At 40.4% G+C, this 25,619-nt stretch carries 23 protein-coding genes; 20 read left to right on the top strand and 3 right to left on the bottom strand.

Annotated elements, in window-relative coordinates; genetic code table 11:
* Positions 1–132 precede the first annotated feature (132 nt).
* Positions 133–606, top strand: coding sequence for a hypothetical protein (locus tag B5X60_RS14675; protein WP_079703475.1), 474 nt, complete (start codon positions 133–135; stop codon positions 604–606).
* A 33-nt stretch (positions 607–639) separates the two neighbouring features.
* Here the strand turns inward: B5X60_RS14675 and B5X60_RS14670 are convergent, their stop codons facing one another.
* Positions 640–2,454: a M61 family metallopeptidase gene (locus tag B5X60_RS14670; protein WP_079703474.1), complete on the bottom strand. Its 1,815-nt coding sequence runs from the start codon at positions 2,452–2,454 to the stop codon at positions 640–642.
* Between the two features lie 116 nt (positions 2,455–2,570).
* Between B5X60_RS14670 and B5X60_RS14665 the strand changes: the two genes are divergently transcribed.
* From B5X60_RS14665 to B5X60_RS14640, 6 genes are read left to right on the top strand one after another with little or no spacing between them, the layout of a single operon-like run.
* A complete protein-coding gene (locus B5X60_RS14665; protein WP_079703473.1) occupies positions 2,571–3,041 on the top strand; it encodes a MarR family winged helix-turn-helix transcriptional regulator in 471 nt (156 codons plus the stop codon).
* Positions 3,031–4,140 carry an efflux RND transporter periplasmic adaptor subunit gene (locus B5X60_RS14660; RefSeq protein ID WP_079703472.1) on the top strand — a complete coding sequence of 370 codons (1,110 nt, stop codon included), beginning with the start codon at positions 3,031–3,033 and terminating at the stop codon, positions 4,138–4,140. Before B5X60_RS14665 ends, B5X60_RS14660 begins: the two co-directional genes overlap by 11 nt.
* Positions 4,141–4,144: 4 nt before the next feature.
* Entirely contained in the window at positions 4,145–7,258 is a 3,114-nt protein-coding gene (locus tag B5X60_RS14655) for an efflux RND transporter permease subunit (protein WP_079703471.1), read from the top strand.
* 37 nt (positions 7,259–7,295) lie between these two features.
* Positions 7,296–8,609, top strand: a complete 1,314-nt coding sequence (locus B5X60_RS14650) for a TolC family protein (RefSeq protein ID WP_079703470.1) — start codon at positions 7,296–7,298, stop codon at positions 8,607–8,609.
* 54 nt (positions 8,610–8,663) lie between these two features.
* Positions 8,664–9,056 carry a response regulator gene (locus B5X60_RS14645; RefSeq protein WP_079703469.1) on the top strand — a complete coding sequence of 131 codons (393 nt, stop codon included), beginning with the start codon at positions 8,664–8,666 and terminating at the stop codon, positions 9,054–9,056.
* 9 nt (positions 9,057–9,065) lie between these two features.
* Positions 9,066–9,923 carry an N-acetylglucosamine kinase gene (locus B5X60_RS14640; RefSeq protein WP_079703468.1) on the top strand — a complete coding sequence of 286 codons (858 nt, stop codon included), beginning with the start codon at positions 9,066–9,068 and terminating at the stop codon, positions 9,921–9,923.
* A 5-nt stretch (positions 9,924–9,928) separates the two neighbouring features.
* Here the strand turns inward: B5X60_RS14640 and B5X60_RS14635 are convergent, their stop codons facing one another.
* Entirely contained in the window at positions 9,929–10,228 is a 300-nt protein-coding gene (locus B5X60_RS14635) for a hypothetical protein (RefSeq protein ID WP_079703467.1), read from the bottom strand.
* A gap of 269 nt (positions 10,229–10,497) precedes the next feature.
* Here B5X60_RS14635 and B5X60_RS14630 point away from each other — a divergent pair, with 269 nt between their 5' ends.
* The 12 genes from B5X60_RS14630 (at position 10,498) to B5X60_RS14575 (ending at position 22,837) form a co-directional block, all read left to right on the top strand.
* Positions 10,498–11,277, top strand: coding sequence for a sulfite exporter TauE/SafE family protein (locus B5X60_RS14630; protein WP_079703466.1), 780 nt, complete (start codon positions 10,498–10,500; stop codon positions 11,275–11,277).
* A 139-nt stretch (positions 11,278–11,416) separates the two neighbouring features.
* Positions 11,417–11,911, top strand: a complete 495-nt coding sequence (locus B5X60_RS14625; RefSeq protein ID WP_079703465.1) for a hypothetical protein — start codon at positions 11,417–11,419, stop codon at positions 11,909–11,911.
* Positions 11,912–12,227: 316 nt separating this feature from the next.
* Complete coding sequence (locus B5X60_RS14620; RefSeq protein WP_079703464.1) at positions 12,228–12,614, top strand: response regulator; 387 nt, start codon at positions 12,228–12,230, stop codon at positions 12,612–12,614.
* Positions 12,595–13,686, top strand: a complete 1,092-nt coding sequence (locus B5X60_RS14615) for a sugar transferase (RefSeq protein ID WP_079703463.1) — start codon at positions 12,595–12,597, stop codon at positions 13,684–13,686. The genes B5X60_RS14620 and B5X60_RS14615 overlap by 20 nt, the downstream gene beginning before the upstream one ends.
* Positions 13,683–14,357, top strand: a complete 675-nt coding sequence (locus B5X60_RS14610) for a TolC family protein (RefSeq protein WP_079703462.1) — start codon at positions 13,683–13,685, stop codon at positions 14,355–14,357. Before B5X60_RS14615 ends, B5X60_RS14610 begins: the two co-directional genes overlap by 4 nt.
* 2 nt (positions 14,358–14,359) lie before the next feature.
* Positions 14,360–16,555, top strand: coding sequence for an exopolysaccharide transport family protein (locus tag B5X60_RS14605; RefSeq protein ID WP_079703461.1), 2,196 nt, complete (start codon positions 14,360–14,362; stop codon positions 16,553–16,555).
* A complete protein-coding gene (locus B5X60_RS14600; protein WP_079703460.1) occupies positions 16,556–17,743 on the top strand; it encodes a glycosyltransferase in 1,188 nt (395 codons plus the stop codon).
* A gap of 183 nt (positions 17,744–17,926) precedes the next feature.
* Positions 17,927–19,348 carry an O-antigen ligase family protein gene (locus tag B5X60_RS14595; protein WP_245803534.1) on the top strand — a complete coding sequence of 474 codons (1,422 nt, stop codon included), beginning with the start codon at positions 17,927–17,929 and terminating at the stop codon, positions 19,346–19,348.
* Positions 19,341–20,549 carry a glycosyltransferase gene (locus B5X60_RS14590; protein WP_079703459.1) on the top strand — a complete coding sequence of 403 codons (1,209 nt, stop codon included), beginning with the start codon at positions 19,341–19,343 and terminating at the stop codon, positions 20,547–20,549. The genes B5X60_RS14595 and B5X60_RS14590 overlap by 8 nt, the downstream gene beginning before the upstream one ends.
* The gene (locus tag B5X60_RS18585) at positions 20,549–21,163 is read left to right on the top strand and encodes an acyltransferase (protein WP_079703458.1); all 615 of its coding nucleotides are present in this window, start codon (positions 20,549–20,551) and stop codon (positions 21,161–21,163) included. The genes B5X60_RS14590 and B5X60_RS18585 overlap by 1 nt, the downstream gene beginning before the upstream one ends.
* A gap of 24 nt (positions 21,164–21,187) precedes the next feature.
* Entirely contained in the window at positions 21,188–22,042 is an 855-nt protein-coding gene (locus tag B5X60_RS14580; RefSeq protein ID WP_079703457.1) for a glycosyltransferase family 2 protein, read from the top strand.
* A gap of 12 nt (positions 22,043–22,054) precedes the next feature.
* Positions 22,055–22,837, top strand: a complete 783-nt coding sequence (locus B5X60_RS14575) for a glycosyltransferase family 2 protein (RefSeq protein WP_079703456.1) — start codon at positions 22,055–22,057, stop codon at positions 22,835–22,837.
* A 25-nt stretch (positions 22,838–22,862) separates the two neighbouring features.
* Here B5X60_RS14575 and B5X60_RS14570 read toward each other — a convergent pair whose 3' ends face one another.
* Complete coding sequence (locus tag B5X60_RS14570; protein ID WP_079703455.1) at positions 22,863–24,023, bottom strand: glycosyltransferase family 4 protein; 1,161 nt, start codon at positions 24,021–24,023, stop codon at positions 22,863–22,865.
* Between the two features lie 238 nt (positions 24,024–24,261).
* Here B5X60_RS14570 and B5X60_RS14565 point away from each other — a divergent pair, with 238 nt between their 5' ends.
* On the top strand, positions 24,262–25,602 hold the full coding sequence (locus B5X60_RS14565; protein WP_079703454.1) for a flippase: 1,341 nt from the start codon (positions 24,262–24,264) through the stop codon (positions 25,600–25,602).
* Positions 25,603–25,619 lie beyond the last annotated feature (17 nt).

Raw genomic sequence — 25,619 nt, 5'->3', positions numbered from 1 at the left:
CGATTTAAAATAAATCGATATACGTTAATGACTTAACCGCCGTTATACAATTATTATCTATAACGAAAATTTTCAATCTAAACCCGAGTAACTGGCACTGTATTTGAAAAGCCAGTGCAAAAAACACACATTATGAAGAAGCTACTATTACTATGTTTAACTGCCGGTCTGTTCCTAATTGGCGGATCGAATGCAAATGCACAATCTTATGAAAATGCTATTGGTGTAAGGATCGGACCCTACAATGGCGTTAACTTCAAAACTTTCCTCAATACGAATAAAGCATTGGACCTTAACCTTTCGGTAAGGAGTAATGATAATTTTAAAAGATTCCTGTTAACAGGCTTGTATGAGGTTCACAATCCGATTGGCGGAGCTCCGGGGCTGTTATGGTATTACGGAGGTGGTGGTAGTATAGGCTCATACAAGGTGAAGAACTTTGAGGGCGATCTGTTCCTGAGCGCTGACGGCGTTCTTGGCCTTGACTATAAATTTGACGGAGTTCCCTTGAACCTGGCTGTCGACTGGAGACCAAGACTTGAGCTGACTCCCGATACAAATTTCGGGACAGGAGATGTCGGCCTGGCTATACGCTTAACGTTTTAAATAAAAAAAGCAGCTGTGAAGCTGCTTTTTTGTTTATTCTAGTTTTAACCATCGCTTCCGTACAGCCATCTGAGCTGCGGAAGGATTTTGAAGTGCAGAGATGCTGTACTTCACTGCAGGATTTCTTCCTAAGTTTACATCAATAACCTTTTCCTGGCCATCCCGAATTACTGTCACCCGGGCTTTCTCGCCAACACTCCTGCCAGCCACGTATTTCAGCATCTCGGTATTCCCTGTCTTAGTCTTGGCTATTGTGTAATTATCGATGGAGATGATCTCATCATTCACATTCAGTCCATCATTCCAGGCACCGCTTCCGCGTGCAACCTGCGAGATGATCATTTTACCTTCCCTTAAGGCGGTAGCAATACCCAGGTAGGGCTCATTGCTTTGGGCGGCTTCATTTGTAATTGCAAGACCTGCATAATCGAAGTATTTGTTATAGTCAATCGTCTTGAGGCCGTTTATGTAATCGTTGTAAATATTCGTTAATGAATGCCCGGCTATTTTTTCCGCCATAGCTTTGAACTCCGCATCGGTATAACCGCGTTTCTTTTTCACGTAATATTCATCATACATAGCCTTCATCACTTCGTCCAGTCCAGCTTTTCCCTGTGTAGAATGTATGATCTCCAGATCCATTATTAAAGCGATCAGCGAACCTTTACTGTAATATGAGATCGTTGAATTTGGCGAATTCTCATTCGGGCGATATTGCTTGATCCACGCATCAAAACTTGCATCCGCAACAGTTTCTACCCTATTACCCGGTGTATTTTCTACTGTACTAATAGCTGATGCCAGGCTGGCAATGAAACGTTCCGGGGTTTGCAGCCCGGCGCGTTGCGTAAACACATCCTGGTAATAGGCCGTGAAACCCTCGGCTATCCATAAATTAGTGGTATAGTTTTCCTCATCATAGTTGAACGGGCCGAGGGCGATAGGCCGCAGCCGTTTTACATTCCAGAGATGGAAATATTCGTGCGAAACCAAACCTAAAAAGCGGAGCAGTCCGACTTCAGTATTGTAGGCATTCCTGGTAGCGCCTAAAACAGTAGAGTTTAAATGCTCTAATCCGCCGCCGCCAGAATTGAAGTTGTGTACAATAAAGACATATCGTTTATTCGGATTCACTCCAAAGACTTTGGTTTGCTCATGAACGATCTTGGCTATATCACGCTTCAAAACCTCCTTGTCATAGTTGCCTCCGCCATACATGGCAACTTCATGGTTCACCCCTGCAGCAGTAAACTCAAAGATATCCTGGTTGCCTACTTCTATCGGCGAATCATACAGAATATCGAAATCACTGGCAGCAAAGGTGTTTTCCTTACCCGCGACTTTATCTAGACCGGTTGATATTTTAGTCCAGTTCGCATGTGGAATGATTGTTACCGTAGATGGCATTTTCAGTTTTCCTGCTGGGTAAAGAAACAATCCTGCGGGTGAAAGAAAAGCATGCGATTCATCCACAAAACTTGTCCGTACCGAGATCTCAAAGGAGTAGACACGGTATTTTACTTTGATAGCAGAATTCTTCGCAGTATTAATCCTCCAGGTGTTCTTATTTACCTTGCTAAAGCTCAGCGCTCCACCCGAAGCCCCCGATACCTGGAAACCCTCTACATTTTTTGCAAACTCACGTATAAGATATGAGCCTGGTGTCCAGACAGGCATCTTCAGATCTATCTGATCATCCTTAAGGCCTGAAATGTCCATTTCGACATCTGCGTAATGAGCCTTCGGTTCCAGGAAAGAAACTTTAAAAGCTATTTTCTCCTGGGCGCTTAACGTGGTTGAAATAATTACCATAAAAATAATAAGGGACGTCGATTTAAGTATATGCATAGGTGTCAAAATTAAGTTTTGTTATCTTCTTTCAAAGTCTGATTACAATCTCTCGCTGTAAAATAGTTGCTACAACCAACTAATTTGCAAGTATACAAATAGCTTTGTGTAGGATTATGGAAGAGCCTCTTGCCCAAGCACTAACCACTGTTACCAAGAGATACTTGTACGGGCTGTCTAAAAGCTTACTTCATTTATCTATAGACAGGTATCACTACGTTTTAGTTTTAATTGATACGCACCATGAAGCCTTATCACAAAAAGCACTGGCAGAATTATTACATATTGATAAGTCATATATGGTAAGCATGCTGGATTATTTGGGTGAGAACGGCTATATCATCCGTGAAAAAAATCCGAACGATCGGCGTGAACAGCTGATTAAGCTTACATTAAAGGCCAGAACAGATTTGCCGGTAATTAAAGGAGCCATTGAAGAATTAAATAACCGTTCACTTAGAAATATCAATACTGCTGACAAGTTAATTTTCATGCAAGTGCTCCGCAGCATTCAGGATAATTTATCAGATATTGTACCAACTCCCTCTTCTGAGATAAACCCTATGATCAAGACCTATGAAGACTAAATATATTGTTTACGCCCTGCTCGTAATTCTGTTCGGTGCTTTTGTTGCCTATCGGATAAAAGCTAACAGTCAAAAGGGAGATGCAGGAGGAAGAGGCGGCGGTGCAGGTCGTGGCGCCGGGGGGCCGGGAGGCGGACCGGGTGGACCAGGTGGTCCCCCAGTTCCTGTTAATGGCGTTATTGTTACCCCTAAAAGCTTCTCAAATTCACTTTCTGTGACTGGCTCGATCGAGGCTAATGAGCAGATTGAGATCAGATCAGAAGTGTCCGGCCTGATCAAAGGCATCTATTTCCGTGAAGGCAGCAATGTAAGAAGGGGCCAGACGCTGCTCAAGATAAATGATATTGAGCTGCAGGCACAGTTATCTCAGGCATTAACCAGAGAAAAACTAGCGTCGGAAACAGAGCTGCGTGCGAACATGCTTCTTAAAAAAGAAGCGATAAGTAAGGAAGAATATGATATCGCTCTTGCTGATAAACGATCACTACAGGCAGCAACGCGCCTAATCCGGGCACAAATTTCAAGAACTGTTGTAGTAGCTCCATTTAGTGGTCGCATCGGATTAAAAACGGTTTCTGTAGGCGGATACATAACTCCTGCAACGGTGGTGGCAAGTCTGAGCAGCACAGACCCTGTGAAGATCATATTCTCAGTTCCTGAAAAGTATGCCCAGCAGATTCGTACCGGATCGGATATTCACTTTACCGTATCAGGCAGCGAAAGAAGAAATACTGCTACCGTCTATGCAATTGACCCGGGCATTAATGAAACATCCAGAACCTTGAAGATTGCAGCGAGGGCGGCCAACCCTGGAGGACTTTTACTTCCGGGCTCGTTCACTAAAGTTGATTTACCGCTTGCACAGATAACTAACGCTATCCTGATTCCATCTGAAGCTGTCGTACCAGTAGAACGCGGGAAAAAGGTGTTTGTAAGTAAGAATGGCAAGGCTACCGAAGTACTGATTGAAACCAGTACCCGTACAGAAAAAGAAGTTTTAGTAATATCAGGCCTGAGCGCAGGTGACACTCTTTTAACAACAGGAATCATGGCTCTGAAGCCAGACAGTCCGGTAAAGGTAAAGATCACTAAAAATTAATCGTATGAGTTTATCATCCACCAGCATAAAAAGGCCGGTCCTGACTATCGTCATGAACCTGGTTCTTGTGTTATTCGGAATTATTGGATTTACTTTTTTGGGCATCAGGGAATTTCCGTCGATTGATCCCCCTGTAATTTCTGTGAGGACAAGTTATGCCGGTGCAAACTCCGATGTAATTGAATCTCAGATAACGGAGCCTCTCGAAAAGGCGATTAATTCCATAGATGGTATTCGTAATATAACCTCTTCAAGCAGCCAGGGATCGAGCAATATTACAGTTGAGTTTACTCTGGATAAAAACCTGGAGGAAGCGGCTAATGATATCAGGGATAAAGTTTCTCAGGCCGCCAGAAGTCTGCCTCAGGATATCAGTGCACCGCCGGTAGTTTCTAAGCAGGACGCGGATTCACAGCCTATCATGACGTTTACGCTGCAAAGTAATACCCGTAGTTCGCTGTCATTAAGTGATTATGCGGATAACGTAATTGTACCCCGTTTCCAGACCGTACCTGGTGTCAGCAGTCTCAATATTTACGGCGAAAAGCGCTACGCGATGCGCTTGTGGATCGATCCTAATAAGTTATCAGCTTATGGCCTTACCCCTTTGGATGTTCGTAATGCTCTCGCCAGGGAGAATGTTGACCTTCCATCTGGTAAACTTACCGGAGATAACACAGAGCTGGGAATTAAGACAATTGGTAATCTCAATACCGTTGAGGGTTTTAATAACCTGATTCTAAAAACAGATTCAAACCGCATAACCCGTTTTAGTGATGTTGGCGAAGCAATTCTTGCTCCTGAGAATATGGAGAGTGTTATGCGTGAGTCTGGAACACCGATGATCGGACTTGCCATTACACCGCAACCGGGAACCAATTATCTGGAGATCTCCAAGCTTGTTAACGAAAGGTATCAGCAGATCCTGAAAGAGCTTCCGAAAGACATTAAAATGGAGCTGGTTATTGATAATACAGTATTTATTAAACAATCAGTAATCGAGGTTTCTGAAACCATTCTTATTTCACTGGTACTGGTAATTCTGATTATTTATTTGTTCTTCAGGGATTGGAGTATAGCATTCAGGCCGCTGATCGACATTCCGGTATCGCTTATCGCGACGTTCTTCATTATGTACATTTTCGGCTTCTCTGTGAATGTACTCACATTGCTTGCAATCGTACTTGCTACAGGATTAGTGGTGGATGACGGAATTGTGGTAACGGAGAATATCTATAAAAAGGTCGAGGAAGGGATGTCGCCCTTTGAGGCCGCAATCAAGGGGTCTAATGAGATCTTCTGGGCAGTTATTTCCATCTCTATAACACTTGCTGCGGTATTCCTGCCGGTAATATTCCTCGAAGGATTTGTAGGGCGGCTCTTCAGGGAATTTGGGATAGTCATCGGGGCGGCTGTACTTATTTCGGCTTTCGTATCGCTGACCCTTACTCCTATGCTTAACGCCTACCTGATGAAAGGCGGGGTGCAGAAGAAATCAAAGTTCTATACGATGACGGAGCCCTACTTCGTGAAGATGACGACTGGCTACGCTGAATCATTACAGAATTTCATGACCAGGCGCTGGGTAAGCTTCCCGATCATCGTGGTGTGTATCGGTATGATCGCCCTGTTCTGGACTCTGCTTCAAAAAGAAACCGCACCTTACGACGATCGAAGCTTTGTTAGTGTCCAGGCCAGTGCCCCCGAAGGAACCACCTTTGAGTATATGGACAGGTTTATGCTGGAACTTGCAAAAGTTGTCAACGATTCTATCCCTGAAAAGAAAGTAAATATCATCTATACCGCCCCGGGCTTTGGAGGTTCCGGATCAGCCAATTCGGGCTTTATGCGTCTGGCGCTAGTGGATCCGGGCGACCGTGAAAGAAGCCAAAAGGAGGTTGTAACTGCACTGAGCAAAATAACCAAGAAGTTTACTACAGGCAGGACTCTCGTGACTGAGCAGCCAACTATTGCTGTAAACAGACGGGGAGGTCTACCAATTCAATTTATTATTCAGGCACCTAATTTTGCTAAGCTGCAGGAGAAAATCCCTGAGTTTATGAATCAGGCATCACAGGATCCTACCTTCTCCAGTACTGATGTCAACCTGAAGTTTAACAAGCCTGAGATTAATGTAACCATTGACCGGGATAAGGCGCAAAGTTTGGGCGTGTCAGTGCTTGATGTTGCACAGTCGCTTCAATTAGCACTCAGTGGCCAGCGATTTGGCTACTTCATTATGAACGGAAAGCAATACCAGGTAATGGGACAGTATGCCAAATCAGACCGTGATGACCCGATGGACCTAACTTCGACCTTTGTAAGAAACAATCAGGGAGAATTGATCCAGCTGGACAACCTGGTTACTGTTGAAGAACGCAGTAGTCCGCCGCAATTATACCACAATAACAGGTTCCTGTCGGCAACTGTTTCTGCGGGACTGGCCCCTGGTAAAAGTATTGGGGATGGAATTGCAGCTATGGAAGCTATAAAAGCAAAAGTGCTCGACGATACATTCTCTACAAGTCTGGGCGGAGAATCGCGCGACTTCCAGGAAAGTTCATCAAATACGCTTTTTGCCTTCGGTCTTGCCCTCCTACTTGTTTATTTGATTCTTGCAGCGCAGTTTGAAAGCTTTATCGATCCGTTGATCATTATAATCACTGTACCTATGGCTGTGGCTGGTGCATTTCTGTCGCTCTGGCTATTCGGTCAGACCTGGAATATCTTCAGCCAGATCGGAACGATTATGCTTATTGGGTTGGTGACGAAGAACGGGATCTTGATTGTGGAGTTTGCGAACCAGTTGAAGGAGCGCGGTTTACCGCTACACGAAGCAATCGTTGAAGCATCGGTGGCGCGGCTAAGGCCAATCCTGATGACTAGCTTGGCCATCGCGCTCGGTGCATTGCCAATTGCTTTGGCTCTCGGTGCCGCCGCAAAAAGCAGGATGAGTATGGGTATAGTAATTATTGGCGGAACATTATTCTCTCTGGTGCTTACTCTTTACGTGATCCCGGCGATCTACTCGATGTGGTCGAAGAAGCATAAAGCACTTCCGGAGATTCCTGATGAAAATAAGACGAAAGAAGAAAAGCTTGAACTCGCGCACAACTAACTGATTCAATTTAAGCTGAAGACTATCCAATTTACCAATGAAGTGGAAAACAATAATTTTATATCTGGTTGTCGGTGTACTCGCATCTCCCTTTTCCAGGGCGCAGGAGCGGCTGACACTGGAAAGAGCTGTACAACTTGCCCTGGAGAACAACTACGATATCAGGCTAACCCGCAATGACATTGAGATTGCCAAAACGAATGTGAGTAGGGCCAATGCCGGGATGTTCCCAATCGTTACCGGGAATTTCAGTACGAATAACACCAGCTCCAACACTACTCAAACGCTCTCCAGTGGTGTCACTCAGGAACGAAACGGTGCCCGGAACTCCAATTTATCTTATGGTCCGGCCTTTAATTGGCAGGTGTTTGATGGGTTCGGTATGTTCGCCCGGTATGACAGGCTTAAAGAACTCCAAAAGCTCGGAGAAACCAACTTTAAGCTTACTGTGCAAACTACACTTGCTGATGTGGTTAACAACTACTATGACCTCGTGCAGCAGCAGCAGCAAATAAAAGCCTTGAATGGTGCGGTGGACATTTCCCGTCTCAGGCTAAAAAACTCGCAGAATCGATACCTGATTGGCAGGGCAGCCAAACTTGAGGTGCTGGCTGCATCGGTCGACCTGAACACCGATACAACTAATCTCTTAAGACAAATTGACATCTACCGTGGCACGAAAATACGGCTGAATGAATTGATGGCAAGAGATATCAATACCGATTTTACGGTGTCGGATACGATCATTATTCAAAACAGGCTCCTGCTTGCTGATCTTCAAACTTCAGCAAATGAACAAAGCCCGGATCTGCAGGTTGCTCTCATAAACAAACGTATTGCTGAACTCAACCTGAAGCAGGTTAAAGCAGGTCGTTATCCTACGGTTTCTTTAAATTCCGGTTATAACTTCAATAAATCTACCTCCGAACTGGGCTTTGCCCGTAGTTCTGTGGGCCGTGGCTTCAATTATGGGATGACGGCATCTGTGAATATCTTTAATGGGTTTTTGCAGAAAAGAAATGAAAAGAATGCGTCGATTGAAATTGACAATGCGAAGTTGGAATATGAGAAGATTAATCAGAATATTTCAGCCCAGCTGACTTCTATTTATCAAACATTTCAAACAAACCTTGAACTGGTAAGGCTTGAACAGCAAAACCTGGAGGTGGCCCGACAGAATCTGGACATAACGATGGAGAAATTCCGGCTGGGAAGTGTCGCTCCCCTTGAATTCAGGGAAGCACAACGGAATTATATCGACGCCAGTGCGCGTTATACAAATGCCCAGTATCAGGCTAAACTTGCCGAAGTTTCTCTTCAGCAACTATCCGGAACCTTGTCTCTTGAGTAGGCCCATAGCAGTGGATTATTTGCTAAAGTGCAAAGATTTAGTATTTTTGGTTGGATGAATTCGTACCGATATAAAAATGTTCTTCTCATTGACGATAATCATATAGACAATTTGATCAATCGTAAAATATTGGACAACGCCCATTACGCAGAAACGATCACTGTCATTGATTCCCCTGAAGAGGCTTTCGAATTCGTCCGTAACTCATTAGTTACCGGAAACGATGTTCCCGAAGTAATATTCCTTGATTTGAGGATGCCGATAATGAATGGATTTGAATTTTTGAGATCCCTTATCGAACTCCCGAACTTGAAACCAGATTTAATTAAGATTTTTGTCCTTTCTTCATCACTTGACCCTAAGGATATAAAAAGGATAAATGAAAATCATCTTGTATCTAGGTTTATAGGTAAGCCTTTAACCAACCAGATACTTGAAGAAATTTAAAGATTTACTATGTTATTAGTTGCTGACAGCGGCTCGACGAAAGCCGACTGGATATTAACACGTCCGGACAACCAAACCATTCACTTCAGGACAAAAGGAATAAATCCATTTTTTCTATCAGAGAAAGAAATTACGCAGGTTTTCCAGAATGCAAGTGAAATTCAGCCGTATGTTGACGAGGTTAAGGAGATCTATTTCTTTGGTGCGGGATGTTCCAGCCCGGACAGGAGGGAAATAATCTCAAATGCACTTTCCAAAGTCTTTAAGAATGCGTTTGTCAGTGTCGATATTGATATCATTGCGTCGATATACGCAACATGCGGTGCTTCTGAAGGTATATGCTGTATTTTAGGCACGGGATCCAATATCTCATATTTCGATGGTACTAAGATCCATGAAAGCAAACACGGCTTAGGATATATCCTGGGTGATGAAGGATCAGGGACCAATTTTGGCAGAAAGCTCTTAACTTCCTATCTCTATGGTACGATGCCGGAAGAGTTATCTGTATCGTTTAAGAAAAAGTACAACGTAGATAAGGAATCCGTTATCAAGCGTATTTACCAGCAACCAGCACCTAACTCATTTCTGGCATCATTTGCGCCATTTATGAGTGACCATGTAGATCACCCTTTTATCATTAAAATGCTGACTGTTGGCTTTGATGAGTTCGTCGAGACCAACATAAAATCCTACCCTGACTATGACAAGCAAGTTTGCCATTTCGTCGGGTCAATAGCATTTCATTTCAAGGAGATACTCACCAAAGTTTGCGAAGAAAAAGGTGTGCGGGTAGGGAAAATCCTAAAGCACCCTATCGAGGAACTTTCCAGTTTTATTCTCAACAATGAAGTAAAGAGTCTGTAGAATGATCAACCAAATACCACGTCAGGATTATAGCTGATGGAATCCTGATAAGCTTTACTGAGGTCGTTCACTGAATTCACCTCAAAATCTACGCCCCATGGTGTCCATGAAATAAAACGAAGCTTATCTCCTGCTATTTTCTTCCCGCCCTTAATACCTTTAGAGATTTCTTCGTAAATGCCGAAGCTGCCTAAACTATAGTAGTTAATTTTGGTTGATCTGCCATTGATGACATGAGACTTAATTAGTTTAAAGCCCATACCTTTCATCCAGTCTTTTATAGCAGTGATTTTACTTCTTGCCATGGCGAATTAGTTTTTGTGTAATCTATCATCCTCGAAAACCAAGCCAAAGATTAACGGGCAAGAACCTGTTTCGTGGAAAATAAGCACCACGATATCAAAATGGGTATTTATTTTTTCATTTTTCAATAGCACTATTAACCAGCTACTTAGATGTGTCAGAAAATAAACACACCATTTCTAAATAGTCTACAATACGGATTTCATGGCGACCCGTTTTTTAAATCGAGTAGTCACACAATTCTTTCTCATATTTGATTTAAAATTCTGTTATGGAGATCGCTGGTTATTTTGCGTCATTGTTTATCGGCATCTCCCTGGGAATGATTGGCGGAGGCGGTTCTGTATTGACAGTTCCTATTCTGGTTTACTTTTTTCACATCGAACCCGTTCTGGCAACAGCATATTCCCTCTTTATAGTAGGTTCAACCAGCGCGGTCGGTGCGGTACAAAAATGGATGAAGCACGAAATTAATTTTAAGGTAGCTTTCACATTTGGCCTGCCTTCACTGCTAACAGTTTATTTGATCAGGAAATTCCTGATACCATCCATCCCAGAGGTTATCTTTCAGTACGGTGATATCGTAATTTACCGGGGAATTGTAACACTCATCTTATTCGCGATTTTAATGATCGCAGCGGCCATTGGCATATTAAAACCCCAGGAGATCAGGCGGCCAGTATTGCCGCAGACCCAGGGCCTTATACTTTTGGGTATATTGGTAGGAGTTGTGTCGGGCTTACTTGGTGCGGGCGGAGGTTTCATAATTATTCCGGCACTTATTTTCTATGCCTCCCTCGACATTAAAATTGCTGTCGGATCCTCATTATTGATCATTGCTTTGAACTCCCTCGTAGGATTTGCAGGAGATCTGTTTCACCATCCTATCAATTGGGTCACATTATTATCCATAACATCCTTGAGTATTTCCGGCACCTTTCTGGGCAACTGGCTTTCAGGGAGATTGCCCGGTTCCAGAATTAAGAAAATATTTGGATGGTTCCTTCTACTCACCGGAGTGTTTATCCTCGCAAAGGAGATTATATTTTAGCAGTATCGAGTCAAGGTAATTTATAAAATGATTTTCTATGTATTTTTGAATGTCCGAACACTATGAGTTTTAAGAATTAAGGCACTAGCGGCAATATCTACCTAAATAACAGCGTTTGATTTCCCAATACTGAACCGACATGAAAAATAAATCGATTTCCGTGATAAAATACTTTTCCTTGATCGTGCTGTTTTGTACCATGGCGGTTTCAAACATTGCAAAAGCACAGATATCTCAGGGATCTGCAGTGTCACTTGATAAACCCAACCTTTGGACATCCAAAGATCTTATTGAGCCTGCCGAGTTAGCCTCAATTTTAAAAGGTAAAAAGAGTTCCCATCCCCTTATCTTAAACATTGGTGTAGTAGAAAACATTCAGGGCGCTAAGTCTATGGGTGCAGCAAGTAAAAAAGAGAATGTAGATAAGCTGCAGGCACAATTAAAGTCGGTCCCAAAAAATACCAAAGTAGTCATCTATTGCGGGTGTTGTCCTTTCGACAAATGTCCTAACATTCGGCCTGCATTCAGCATGATGAAACAAATGGGTTTTCATAATGGAAAGCTCCTTAATATACCTGTAAATATCAAGCAAAACTGGATCGCGAAAGGCTATCCAATGCTCTCGAACAACTAGTTTTTACCCCCTAAATTCAGGCTCAAAAATATGTGGTAAATATTTTACCACATTTGTGGAATATTTTCCTCGAACTGAGATTCCGCTAATCGAAAATGTCAATATACATAACCTAAAGGGCATTTTTATCTCTGGCATTCCCCTTGTCTATCCTGTCGTAATAAATTGGGATTAGTTGGTTTAGGTTTCAAAAAAATAGTATTTTTAAGGGACTGGATTTTATACCTATTTAGTGCAAACAAAACGTGCACTGGTTGATAGCTGTAAGGTAATAACTTCTTTCATTTGATATAAGGATCTCTATTTTTCGAATTCTATGAAAAGACAAATTCTGGTTGTTGATGATGAACTAAGTATCCTGAAACTGCTCAATTTTATACTGTCCAAGGAATACAATCTCATCATAAAACAGAATGGTGCCGATGCAATTTCATGGCTTGAAGATGGTAACGATCCTGACTTAATTATCTCGGACCTGGAGATGCCTTATATAGACGGCGGGTCGTTCATTCGTAATCTTAAAATAAGTGGTTTTTACCGAGATACTCCAGTGATTTTACTCTCTGGAGCAGATAACCTGGAGACAATTGTGGAACAGATGCCATATCGGGCGGATTACTTTTTTAAGAAGCCATTCAATCCGACAGAACTAAAGCTATCAATCAGCACAGCGCTTTACCAATATGATCTCGCAAATAACTAATCCAGCTACTGTAAGACGGGTTGAGAATCTTCAGCGTAGTTTACTCTATGCGGGGACTGACAAATGCGCTCCAATCATAAATGATTTCCCGGATTTCTTTTATATACACAGGTTCTCGGTTCTAAATGACTTACATGAATATTTGAGCAACCAGTCGATTATGACCTTGCCGGATGTCATACTAATTGAAACCGATGCGAATGGTGAGTGCTTTGAATTCATAAAAAAGTTAAAGAAGAATCCACTGTGGAAGGACCTGATAATTGTACTCCTTTCAAGTAGTCGAAAAAAAGAGTGGAAACTTAAAGCTCTCCAGTTGAAGATCCATGACTATTATGTGCTGCCATTTCCCACTGAACATTTAATAGAGCGGATTAATTTTCTAATAAAATTTAAGCTGGTAAAACCTCAGTTGTCAGTACTTAAAGAGGCTGAGATTTCTTATAAATTCCCTTTAGGAAAAAAGGTTTTTGACATTGTAGTTTCATTTTTTCTAATCCTTTTAGTTTCGCCAATTCTTATTTTAACTGCAATTGCAATTAAATTGAATTCGAAGGGACCCGTAATTTATAAAAGCAAACGGGTAGGCACAGGTTATAACATATTCAATTTCTACAAATTTCGGTCGATGCGAGTTGATGCAGACAAGCAACTGACTGATTTATCTAATCTTAACAAATATGTTTCTTCCGCTGAAACAGATAAACGTCGGCCTGTTTTTGTCAAATTGGGCGATGACCCCCGGACGACTTTAGTTGGTAAATTTATCAGGAAAACTAGTATCGATGAACTCCCGCAACTGTTTAACGTCTTAAGGGGAGAAATGTCACTGGTGGGTAACCGGCCGCTACCCTTATATGAGGCTGAAATGCTGACATCAAATGAATGGTCACTACGGTTTATGGGACCAGCGGGAGTTACGGGATTATGGCAAATTAAGAGCAGAGCGAAAGACGTATCAGAACGAGAGCGGAAAAAATTCGATAACTTCTACGCACTCAAGCATTCGTTTTGGTTTGACGTACAAATATTATTGCAAACAATTCCTGTAATCTTACATAAAGAAGAATGAGCAAACACTATACTTTACTATTGATCCTTTTCGTACTATACTCTTCCAACGTTTGTAAAGCACAGGAAACGATCACTGATTACTCTACCGTTTATCTCGAGAAATTAATAGCGACTGCCAAAGAAAATTATCCTCGTATAAATGCCTACAAAGCTCGCATTGATATTGCGAACGCAAACATTTCGAAAGAACAACTTTCCTGGCTGGACGCTTTCAGTTTCACTTATGTTTATAAGCCTAAAAACACACTGGACTTAAATAATCCCATAATTTTCGATGGCTATCAGGCCGGTGTCTCCTTTAATCTTAGCTCTGTACTACAGAAGCCTGCAAACGTTAAACAGGCAAAACTTGAACGTAAGATAGCTGAATATGATCAGCAGGAATATTATCTCACTATCGAGAGCGAAGTAAAACGAAGATATTTCGCGTACTTACAGCAGTTAAACGCACTAAAGCTTCAATCGAAGCTGGTATCTGACATTCAAAATGTTAGTCGTGACATCAGAACAAAATATGAAAAAGGCGAGATTAATTTTGACTCTTACACTCTAGGTCAAAATTCATTATCTACAGCAATGCAGAATAAAATTGCTATAGAATCAAATTTTCTCTCTGCAAAGGCTCTGCTTGAAGAACTCCTTAATAAAAAGCTTGAAGAAGTTCTGTAGTTATGGATGAGTTAAAAAAATTCTTTCTTCTCATCTGGAAATATCGCCTGGTTGTAGTTATTGTCCCACTTTTGACCATAATGGTGACGTTTTTTATCGTTCGGAATTTGCCGGATGTTTACTGGTCCGAAGCTCAAATAGCAACGGGTATTGTGGATGAAACCCAGCAGATGTCATTTACCGATGATGCGATGTTGCAGGATTCACGGATTAACCAAAAATTTATCAATATGATTGAAGTAATGCGCTCAAAAAGCATGCTTACTTTGGTTTCATACAAATTAATAATCCATGATCTTACGGCAAAACCCTTCAAACCTAAAAGCCCTTTATTAAAAGAGTTAAATGAGGATGCGATTAAACATGCGATTGATGTTTTCCGTGATAAATATCAAAAAAAGGAAAGTCTCAATTTAAGAGACCCTGATCAAAATGGACTTTATTCGGTTCTTAGGTCAATGGAATATGACGACGAATCCATTAAATCCTCTTTGGGTGTATATCGTCTAGGCGCCACAGATTTTATCAACCTGGATTATACATCAGAAAGTCCTGACCTTTCAGCATTTGTCGTAAATACGTTAAGTGATGAATTCACTAACTATTATACAACCCTCGTTAAGGCGAATCAGCGATCATCTGTTAAGTTTCTGGAAAATCTTTTGAATCAAAAATCAGATACTCTTCAGAATCGTATTGCCAATTTAAGGTCATATAAGATCAATAACAGGATTCTTAATTTGAATGAGCAGTCATCACAAATAATGACACAGTCTGCTGATTATGAATTTCGCATTCAGCAGGCAGAAAAAGACATAATATCTTATCGAGGTGCCATTGCTAATATTGACAAACGGTTTGATCCTCAGGATCGAAAGTATTTTGAATCTACTTTGACAGATATCAATCAGAATATATTATCAACCCGAGCAGAAATACATTCATTATATGATAAATATGTACAAAATGACTTCGATGAATCATATAAGAAATCTATTGATTCTCTTCAAAGGGTGATAACGTCGCAAATTAATAGTCAGTCTGATAAGTACATTTATAACCCACTTAATACAAAACAAGACCTTGTGCAGCAAAAGTTAAACCTGCAACTGCAACTGGACCTCGCAACCTATGGTCTTAATTCACTAAAAAGACACCTGAACTTTATCGGAAGAAAGTTTGACAATCTAGTACCGCATGAAGCGGTAATCCAATCTTTTGATCGAAATATCGAGACGGTAAGTAAAGAATATCAGGACCTTTTAACTCAGTATAATCAGATTAAAATGGAATCTGAGTTCCCTATTAAGCTTCGCCAGACACTCGTGGCTATGCCTGGATTGGCTCAGCCATCTAAAAAGATGTTGTTAGTACTCTTGAGCGGGATTATAAGTGGTGCATTTTGCCTGCTGGTTTTCTTCGTCATTTTTTACCTGGACGATCGAATCCGGCGTCCTATGGAATTGGCTGCAGCAACCCAAATTCCCGTTTTAGGATATTTAAATCTTGTTGGCAAAAGGACGTTGGATCTGAAGGGTATTTGGAAAAACTTACATGGAACCGCGGAAATGAAAGAGTTTAAAAAACAACTACGTTCTACGCGATTTGAAGTAAACAAAGAGCTTGCATTGTCGGGTAACCGGGGAAGCATTCTCAACATCACAAGCATAGGCGAGGGTGAAGGCAAAACCCTAATAGCAGCATGTATTGCTTATACTTACGTGATGGTTAGTAAAAAGGTTTTACTAGTAGATGGCAACTTTGACCATTCATCAGTAACGGAAAATTCGAACACCAAATTGTTTATTGAAGATTACCTAAAAACCGGAGAAATTCCCGGTGCCGACTTTAATGCGGGGATAATGGTTATGGGAAATCGCGGCGGGGATAAATCATTGTTTGAATTAGCCGATGAAAAGATCATCAAGGAACGTTTGGATGAATTGAAAACTATCTTTGATGTAATAATTGTTGAGACACCGCCACTTGAATCTCTTAATAAAGCTAAAGAGTGGATTCTATTTTCAGACAAAACCTTAAGTGTGTTTCAGGCTGATCAATCAATAACTGCAGCGAAAAAACAACATATACATTACCTTTCCACTATAAATGGGAAATTTATAGGATGGGTGCTAAACAAGGTGAAACCTGAAGGAAAAGTAACCGAGCAGATCGAGCTAGCAACTGTTGTTGAATAAATGATAGAGGGATTATTACATTACACCTGGATTTTCATTCAGTTGTCCATTGGCTATAATCTATTATTGCCATTACTCCTTTTTGTCTTTTATTGTGCTTTTAAGTACGTACCAACAAAAGAAAATGAATCTTGGGAAGCAGGAGACTATGCGATCATCGTCACTGCATATCAATATACTCATCATCTTCAGAAAACGATCGATTCAATACTCAATATTAACTCCCAGAATTATCTCGTTTATGTAGTTGCGGATAATTGCAGCAATGTTTCAAATCTTCACTTCAACGACTCCCGAGTTATTCTACTCAAACCTGAAACTGTCCTTGCAAGTAATACCAGATCTCATCTTTATGCTCTGAATAGATTCAGACGCCAACACAATAGAGTTACAATCATCGATAGCGACAATCTTGTAGATGCAGAATTTATCAACGAGCTGGAACATGTGTTTAAGATGGGATTCCATGCTGTTCAGGGCCTCAGATCACCTAAGAATTTAGATACAACTTATGCCTGCCTTGATGCTGCAAGAGATATTTATTATCATTTTTATGACGGAAAGGTACTTTTCGCCCTAGGGTCGTCTGCTACATTGGCCGGATCAGGAATGGCATTTACAACAACTCTATATAAATCGTTTCTTGAAAAAAATGATATTAAAGGGGCGGGATTTGATAAAGTTCTTCAATATGAAATTGTGAAACAAGGCTTTCGGATTGCTTACGCGGAGAAAGCTGTTGTATACGACGAAAAAACGGCGCAGACTGATCAACTTGTAAATCAACGTTCCCGATGGATCAATACATGGTTCAAATATTTTTCCTACGGCTTCCGGCTTATCGGATCAGGTGTAACCTCATTTAACTGGAATCAAACCCTATTTGGAATTATCCTACTTCGTCCTCCACTTTTTCTTTTCCTGATATTCTCTGTATGTTTCTTCAGCATAAATGTTGTGATTGGATCCAATTTTATGTTTTACTGGTCTGCCGGACTCTTGTGTTTTATAATAGGATTCGCCCTGGCTTTGATGAGTTCAAATGTGGATCGGCGGATTTATCGTTCGCTCGTAAGTATCCCTAAATTCATTTACTATCAGGTTCTTTCTTTGGTTAAACTATCGAATTTGAATAAGCAACCAATTAGCACACGCCATACACACTCGTCCGAACTGCCTGTCGAATAATGAAGTATGATTAACATTATTATTATATTATGAAAATCGAAGACCTTAGAGAAAGGAAGACTTCAGCTGAACGGTTACAAAACACAACACGGATCGCCGCTATAGTCACCGCATTTGTTAGCGTTTTTGTTTTTTTCGTCAAGATATTGTTTTTGTGATGGCAACTCAATAACTGAATTGGATTTGAAAAACAATCGACTTCTTACGCTAATCATTGTGCTCCTCACCGTATCTATTGGAGCTGGTTATCTCATTTACCAAGGAGGGGTGAAAACTAGTGCACTAATCCTGGTAGGAACTGTTGCTATTCCCTTGATTTATGGAGTCATTGCACATCCAAAAGTTGGAATTCTTGTAATGCTTATTGCGGCTTACCTTATCATGTGGATTATGCGGATGGGACTTACGAGTTTTCCATTAGGTACGTTAATGGATGGGCTTCTTGCATTGTTGATTTTAGGATTATTTATCAAACAGAAATACAATCCAGATTGGACCATTCTGAAGGGCCCAATAAGTACATTAATTTTAATTTGGATAGGTTATAACTTTCTTGAGATAATAAATCCCAGCAGTACATCACGAATGGCCTGGATGTACACCATTCGTAGTGTGGCAATAGTTATGTTATCATACTTTATTTTCAGTTACCATATTCGCTCACGTGACTTTTTGAAACTGATAATTAAGGTATGGCTAAGCTTAAGTATGTTTGCTGCATTGTATGGTTTTAAGCAGCACCATTTTGGATTTTTCCAGTTTGAAGAAGAGTACTTAAATTCTGATCCGTTGATCATGAACTTACTTTTTATTGGGGGCGTCTGGAGAAAATTTTCAATCTTTTCTGATCCGGTGGCATTTTCATACAACATGGTGGTTAGTTCATTATTGTGTGTTGGCTTAATGTTCGGACCTGTTTCCAGGGCAAAAAAATGGATTCTAGGATTCATGATCGCATTTTTTCTTTTAAATATGATCTATTCAGGGACCCGGGGAGCCTATGTTTTATTTCCAGCGGCCATGATTTTATTGTCAATATTGGTATTCAATAAGAAAGTTTTAATGTTAACCGCCCTTGGGGGCATAATCGTATTGATATTAATTAATATACCCACAAGCAATCCAGCATTGTTCCGGTTTCAATCGGCATTCAAGCCTTCCGAAGATGCGTCGTTTAATGTACGGGCAATAAATCAGAAGATGATACAGCCCTATATTCAGAGCCACCCAATGGGTGGAGGTCTCGGCTCAACAGGAGTGTGGGGGCAAAAATTCTCACCCGGATCTTTTTTAGCATCGTTTCCTCCAGATAGCGGATATGTACGCGTTGCTGTAGAACTAGGATGGATAGGACTTCTAATCTTTTGCACTTTAATATTCGTAATCCTCAAAACAGGCATTAACAACTATTATAAAATCAAGGATCCGGAACTTAAAAGTTACTGTTTAGCAATGACACTGATAGTATTTGCTTTAAACGTGGGAAATTATCCTCAGGAAGCTCTGGTCCAATTCCCAACTAACGTATATTTTTATTTGGTTGTAGCACTTATAAATGTCACCCTCCGGCTTGACCAGGAAAATAATCACCTTCTGAATGCCTGATTATACCATCAAAAATAGAGATATTGTTATTGTCGGGCTTCAACCCTGGGATGTTGATCTTGGCAGCAATTGCAAAAATCTCGCTATTGAGTTCTCAAAATCAAATCGGGTTTTGTATGTAAACTCTCCGCTTGACCGAAAAACGTATTGGACAAAATCCAATGATCCAAAAGTTAAAAAGCGGATCAATGTCATACGGGGCCGAGAAAAAGGATTGAGAAAAGTTGACACCAATATTTGGGAACTATATCCCGACTCCATGATTGAATCCATTAACTGGATTAAAATCCCATGGGTCTTTGATTGGCTGAACAAAAGAAATAATCTTATCATTTCTAATTCCATAAGAAAAGCAGTTCAAGAGCTGAATTTTGAACAGATTGTTTTGTTTAATGACAACGATATATTCAGAAGCTTTTATCTTAAAGACTTTTTAAATCCCTCATGCAGCGTATATTACTCCAGGGATTTTTTACTCGGAGTGGACTACTGGGCAAAACACGGTAAACGAATTGAACCAAAACTAATTGCAAAAAGTGATCTTTGCGTTGCAAATTCGGTTTTTCTCGCCCGATACTGTCAACAATTTAATGGAAACTCTTTCTATGTTGGACAAGGATGTGATTTCAGCATTTTCAATCCAAAGTCTGCACAGGTGATACCGGCAGAACTTCGATCATTAGCCGGACAAATTGTAGGCTATGTGGGAGCATTGCAAAGTATTCGAATCGACATTTCGATAATTGAACACCTAGCAACTTGCCGGCCAGACTGGACAATTGTACTTGTCGGCCCTGAAGATGAAACTTTTAAACAGTCTATGCTCCACAGTTATAAGAATATCTTATTCACAGGTCCGAAACCCATGGAACTGTTGCCGTCCTACATCAATGCATTTGCAGTATGTTTAAATCCCCAATTAGTTAACCAGGTTACACAAGGGAATTACCCTCGAAAAATAGACGAATACCTCGCGATGGGAAAACCCGTGGTGGCTACCCGGACAGAGGCTATGCAGATATTTAGCAATTACACCTATCTTGCTGAAAATGCTATTGAATATGTCGAGTTAATTGATAAGGCACTCAATGACGACTCTGAAGAACTTCAGATTAGCCGCCGACAATTCGCACTGACTCACACATGGGAAAACAGTGCAAATGAAATCTACAATGCAATAAATAAAACAACCGCAAAATAATGAGTTTGATTTCCAAGATTAAGTCTGATCCGAAGTTAAAGAAAGTCGTTTTGTGGATGTTGATCCCTTCGAATGAATATCGGCCGAGGTGGTGGGTTAAAGCCTTTTTAAATCCCTTTAAACACCATCGTGGCAGGGGCTCTGTTATACGTTCTGTCACTAAAACCGACTTGTTCCCTTTTCGAAATTTTTCGCTAGGCTGCAGGTCTCTCATTGAAAGTTTTTCAACGTTGAATAATGCTGTTGGCGACATCATAATCGGGAATGATACTATCGTTGGAGTTGGAAATGTAATTATCGGCCCTGTACAAATAGGGTCTTACACAATGCTTGCCCAGAATGTTGTATTGTCAGGTATGAATCATGGCTATGAAGATATCAAAGTTCCTCCAATTAGGCAGGAAATATCAACCAAACAAATTACTGTTGGTGACAATGTGTGGATTGCTGCTAACGTAACAATCACGGCTGGGGTCCAAATTGGAAATCATGCAATAATTGGTGCTGGTAGTGTGGTTACCAAAGATGTTCCGGCCTATGCAGTTGCTGTTGGGAACCCAGCGAAGGTTATAAAAAAATATAATTTTGAACTTGGAAAATGGGAGAAAACCTGATTTTCTGTGAATAGATTCCCTTAAATGAACTTCTTCAAAACACCATCCTGGCTGGACCAATTTCAATTCCCATTTGAATCCTTCGACCAGATTCCAAATGAGGTATTTGATCAAATAAACTGTGACTTAGATAAAATTCAAAAGCCGGATCCTTTAGTCAGTATCGTTATTGCAGCTTGGAATGAGGAAATAAATATTCTGAAATGTGTTGCAAGCTTATCAAAAATGCGGACTGAAATTCCATTAGAAATTATTGTGATTAATAATAATTCAAAGGATAACACGCAAAAAACACTCGATCAGCTTCATGTAAAATCACTGTTTGAAATAAAACAAGGTTGCGGTCCAGCCCGTCAACTAGGCCAGGAAAATGCAGCAGGCAAATATATTTTGCTTGCGGATGCCGATTGTCTTTACCCGGACTGCTGGGTGGATGAAATGATTAAAGTTCTATCGAAGCAAGATGTTGTTTGTGTTTATGGAAGATATTCATTTCTTAACGAAGTACATTACCCAAGATGGCAACTTGCAATCTTTGAAAAAATGAAAGATGTAGTTGCTGAATATCGTCATATCAACCGGCCCTACTTTAATGCGTATGGAATAAGTATGGGTTTTATCAAAGAACTGGGACTGCGAGTGGGCTTTATTCAAACCGGATTTTGGGGAGATGACGGACAGCTTTGTTTGGCTTTAATGAAGTATGGCAAAGTAAAACAGGTTAGATCGAATAAAGCCAGAGCATGGACAAGCCCCAGAACATTGCAACGCGATGGCGGATTTGGGCAGGCTCTCAGAAGCAGGTTGATAAAAGAACTTAAACGATTTACTTTTAATTTGCATTCCAAACTTCCCAAAGATCAAGATTTCGGCAAGTAGATTTAAATTAAGATGAATGCAGTTCACAAATTTCATGATGTTACTCTTTTAGTGACTCACTATAATAGAAGTGAATCGCTGGAGCGACTATTATCGGGATTTCGCGGGCTGAATTGCAGTTTTGGGGAAATTGTAGTTTCAGACGATTGCAGCAATCATTCTCACCAAGCATTATTAAAGCAATTAAGTACCGAATATAATTTCAGATTAATTGGAACTTCGAAGAATAAAGGCCTGGCTCACAATCTGAACAAGGGTCAGGACGCCGTGATTACCAAATATACTCTTTATGTTCAGGAAGATTTTATTCCCTTACGAAACTTTCCCGGTTCATTCCATGACGCGCTAGTAATGATGGAAGAGCGTTCCGAGTTGGATACAATCCGATTTTATTCTTATCTCCCATACCCATACACCATACCATATAAAAAGGGTTTTTCGGAGATGTTGTTCAAGCCACTAGGGTTAGATTACACTAAAATATACCTTTATAGCGACCACCCGCACCTTCGTCGTTCTGATTTCCTCACTAAATTTGGTCGCTATAGGGAGAAAATTCCATCTGACAAAGCCGAGTACAAAATGTGTCTATCATTTATCCAGAATCAGGGGAAAGGTTTGATTTATGATAAATTCAAAACGTTGTTTGAACAATATAATCCTTCTTCGGAGCCAAGTACGGTGACCCGGAAAAGCTGGACACTAAGCTCGAATGCCGTAGTGAGTGCACTAAGGTATTTTTACAGGCAGTTCAAATACAATTTTGATATCCGCTTCTCCAAACAGAAAAACTGATCAGGTTTATTTTCTGATAGCTGACCTATTTAACTGCTGCCAAAGTATAAAGTGAGATTAACTTGGGCTTAATTACAGTTGAATGGAATTCTTGCAAGTAACATCGGCGGGCGTTATTTGCCATTTGCAAATATTCTTCTGTGGGCATAGTGAAAATCTTATGAAGAGCTTCAGCAGCCTCCTGAGTATTTTCAACAACATAGCCAGCATTGTATTTTTCAATAGTTTCGCCGATTGGAATTCCTTCAGAAACAATAACTGGCTTATAACTGGCCAATGCCTGTACCACACTAAGTCCAAACCCCTCATGCCTGGATAATTGCATATAAACCATTGATTCCTGTAAAAAGGAATTTCTTTCAACTTCAGAAACCTTTCCAGGAAAAAAAACATCACGGTCAATCTCAAGTCGTAAATCTTCACATAACGACTTTACCAAATTAATTGCGTGTTTGTCGCCCGGTCCTACTAATACAAATTGAACCCCTGGATTCGTTCCATTATTCTTAAAAAGACCGAAGGCGCGGAGAGCCAAGTCTATTCCTTTCTGAAACACATTAAACCGCCCAATGAAACAAACTTGCATTTTAACCGAGGCAATAGAAAGAGGAATATGTGGATCCGAAATTTGATTCTCAACGACTTCTATCCTAGAATGGGTGATCAATTGCAAAGAAGGTACACAATGATTTGTTAATGCGTGGACCACCCGGGCATGATCGAGCACATATTTATCAAATATCAGCACGAACGCACGACGGTATAACCTCTTGAATAAAGGCCGGCTCAAATTATAACTTTTACTATAGACGTAGGAATCATGGGGGGTAATCAAATACGGAATATTATTTTTTATAAGGTGTCTTGCTATCAGGTAGTTTCTAATATTCCATATGTGATGCAAATGAAATAAACCTGCCGATTTGTTAAGCCCCTTAATCCATTTTGAGTAATTAGTGGGAAGAGTGAAAAATGTCAATCCTTTAACCCCAAAACGATGAACATCTATTCCCTCTCTGACTTCAAGTTTATAATACTCCTCTGGTTGAAGTGCATCGAACTCTACGAATTCAAATATGAACTCGTCTCTCAGCAGTTTTACATTCTGATAGCTAAATTCTGCAAGTCCGTCAGCGGCTTCTGATTTAAAATCACCTACGATATAAATCGTTAACCTATTGTTCATTTATCAGATTTTTATGTGTCGCTGAAATCAGAGACTGCGGTTTAGAAATCGTTTCTAAGATATTAATAATTCAGGCAATTTAATTTAGCGACACTTATCGAATCGGGGGAATCAATCCAAGAAATGGCTATATTCACGCCAATGGAGACAACTCAATCCCCTAATCGTAAAAGATAAGAATGTAATGATTCCAGAATGTACGTCTATTTCAAGTTATCCTAAACTTGTTGATTAAGGTATGAAACGCCCAAAGGAAGAATATTGGATGAGTTCCGCATTCTACACTGTTTTACAAAATCTAACAGGTGTGGCATTTACATTTGGCGGATTTTATTTTCTGGTGCGTCTGTTAAATAAACATCAGTTTGGTGTCTGGGCTCTTTATATGTCAACGGTCACGATCCTTGAATTTATGAGAGGCGGGCTCATTCAAAATGCACTCATTAAGTACCTTGCATTCGAAAAAAAGGAAGAACATACAAAAATAATCTCTGCTTCATTTAGTATCAGTGCTATACTTACGTTGTTATGTATCCTTTTAAACTTTTTACTTGCCCGCATACTTACAGAGGTATGGGATGCACCGGAGCTACTAGAAATATTTCACTTATATAGTTGGGTATTCGTCGTGTCGGGCATACTTACCATGTTCAACTCAATTGAACAGGCCAATCTGGAATTCAAAGGTGTATTTGTGGGTGCTTTTGTCCGACAAGGAATCTTCTTTCTATATATTTTTTATTGTTATTTTTTCAGCCCGGGTATTATCCTTAAAAACCTTGTTTATGCGCAATTTGCCTCATTCTTCATCAGCGCGATAGTTTCATACTTTTTCTCAAGGAAATATTTTGATCTGGCCTTTCAATTTAGTTACGGCTGGGCAAAGAAGCTCTTCAATTATGGGAAATATGCGTTCGGAACTTCCTTAAGTTCGATCCTTTCGACAACAATTGATCAGATGATGCTAGGAGCGATTTTATCGCCGGTTGCATCTGGGGCCTTTAATATTGCGGTTAGGATCACTAATTTGATCGACATTCCTACTAATGCAATTGCAATAATTGTGTTCCCTCAGAGTGCCAGACGAAGTGAAACCGAGGGTAAACATGCCGTAAAGTATTTGTACGAAAAATCTGTAGGAGTGTTGATGGCCATCCTTATACCCGGAGTTTTCCTAATCTTTTGCTTCGCAGATATTGTTGTGCTTATTGTCGCCGGAGACAAGTACGACGACGCAGTTCCGCTACTCAAAATTGTTCTCCTTTACTGTCTGTTTATCCCATACGCGAGACAGTTTGGAAATATCCTGGACTCTATAGGTAAGCCAAAACTCAACTTTTATATGGTGGTAATAACAGCCGCCATCAATATTGCTCTTAATTATTTATTTATTAGCAGGTGGGGTGTAATGGGTGCAGCGTATGCCACTTTATGCTCAAGTATTGTGGGTTTCTTCTTAAGTCAGTTTATTCTTAAACGGGAATTAAATGTACAAACGTTTAATACCTTGAAATACGCATGGGAGTTTTATCCGGAGTTTTATAACAAATATGTCAGGCCCCTCTTTAAAAAGGCCTGACATACATGCTTAACTTT

This window comes from Daejeonella lutea, from assembly GCF_900168015.1.
GTDB lineage: Bacteria > Bacteroidota > Bacteroidia > Sphingobacteriales > Sphingobacteriaceae > Daejeonella > Daejeonella lutea.
The sequence above is the reverse complement of the archived record's forward strand: the minus strand, read 5'-3'. Positions and strand labels throughout refer to the sequence as shown.